General features: G+C 72.1%; 1 protein-coding gene. It reads right to left on the bottom strand.

Annotated features, from left to right (window positions below; genetic code table 11):
• Window positions 1–1765 (bottom strand): SDR family oxidoreductase (locus ABZW18_RS34670; protein ID WP_356195483.1); only part of this gene is annotated, 1765 nt, incomplete at both ends.

Below are 1765 nucleotides of genomic sequence, written 5' to 3'. Positions count from 1 at the left end.
CGCCGCGTCGAACAGCGCGATTCCCTGCTCGACGGAGAGCGGCGGCATTCCCGAGCGGGCCAGCCGCTGCATGTCCGCCTCGGCCACGCTCCCGGTCATCCCCCCCGCCTGGTCCCACGGACCCCAGGCCAGCGACACACCCGGCAGACCCTCCGCCCGCCGACGCGCCACCAAGGCATCCAGGAAGGTATTCGCGGCAGCGTAGTTACCCTGCCCCGCACCACCGAACACACCGGCCACGGACGAGAACACCACGAACGCCGCCAGCCCGAGACCGCGGGTCAGCTCGTGCAGATGCCACGCCGCATCCACCTTCGGCCGCAGGACCGTATCCAGCCGCTCCGGCGTCAACGAACCGACCACACCGTCATCCAGCACACCAGCCGTGTGCACGACCGCCGAGACCGGATGCTCGGCGGGTACGGCGGCCAACACCTCGGCCAGCGCGCCCCGGTCGGCGACATCACAGACCGCGGCCGTGACGTCGGCGCCGAGCAGCTCCAGCTCCTCGACGAGCGCTTCCGCGCCCTCCGCGCCGAGACCCCGGCGGCTGAGCAGCAGCAGGCGGCGCACGCCGCGTTCCGCAACCAGATGCCGGGCCAGTACGCCACCCAGACCACCCGTACCGCCGGTGATCAGTACGGTGCCGCCCCGCTCCCAGCCCTCTCCTGTCCCTCCGTCAGCCGGGGTGACAGGCTCCGGGAGGGTCACGCGGTCCAGCCTGGCGGCCCTGACCGCACCTCCTCGGAGGACCAACTGCGGCTCGTCGGAGCCGAGAGCCCGGGTCAGCGGCACCAACGTGTCGGCGTCATCCGCCGGGTCGAGATCCAGAAGCCCGAAGCAGCCCGGGTTCTCCGAGTGCGCGGAGCGCACCAGACCCCATACGGAGGCCGCCGCCAGGTCGGCGACTGTGCCGCCGTCCACGGCCACGGCTCCTCGGGTGACGAACACCAGCCGCGAACCGGTGAACCGCTCCTCGGCCAGCCACTGCTGGAGCTGTCCCAGCGCCCGGGACACGACCTCGCGCACCGAGCCGGATACGGCCCCTGCCGCGGCACCGTCCGCGGCCCCGTCCGCTGCGCCGAGTACGGGCACCAGCACGACCCCCGGCACCGGGGACTCCCCGGCCGCGAGCGACACCAGATCGGCGTACGTCTCGACGCCCGTACCGGACTTCGCCAGTACCTCGGTGAGTCCGAAGGTGTCCGGTCCGAGGACGGTGACCGACCCGGGAATGTCCGACTCGGTCACGGCCGCCACCGGCGTCCACTCCACACCGAACAGTGAGTCCCTGCCTGCCCCGGTGGGCCCGTTCAGCTGCTCGCCGGACACCGCCCGTACGAGCAGCGAATCGACGGAAGCGACCGGCCGGCCGGAGGTGTCGGCGGCGGCCACGGACATCGCGTCCTTACCGACCGGAGCGAGCCGCACCCGCAGGGTCGAAGCACCTGCCGCGTGCAGCGACACACCCTCCCACGAGAACGGCAGACCACCACCGCCTTCGCCCCCGTCACCGGCGAGCAGGGAAGCGTGCAGAGCGGAGTCCAGCAGTGCGGGGTGCAGACCGAACGCGGCCGCGTCACCCTCCGCGCTCTCCGGAAGGCTCACCTCGGCGAAGATCTCACCATCACGCCGCCAGGCGGCACGCAGGCCCTGGAACACCGGACCGTACGCGAACCCCAGCTCGGCGAACCGCTCATAGCAACCCTCAACATCGAGAGCCTCCGCACCGGTCGGCGGCCACACCGTCGCATCGAAACCGGAG

The sequence above is a fragment of the Streptomyces sp. NPDC004647 genome (assembly GCF_040609575.1).
Lineage (GTDB): Bacteria > Actinomycetota > Actinomycetes > Streptomycetales > Streptomycetaceae > Streptomyces.
The sequence above is the reverse complement of the archived record's forward strand: the minus strand, read 5'-3'. Positions and strand labels throughout refer to the sequence as shown.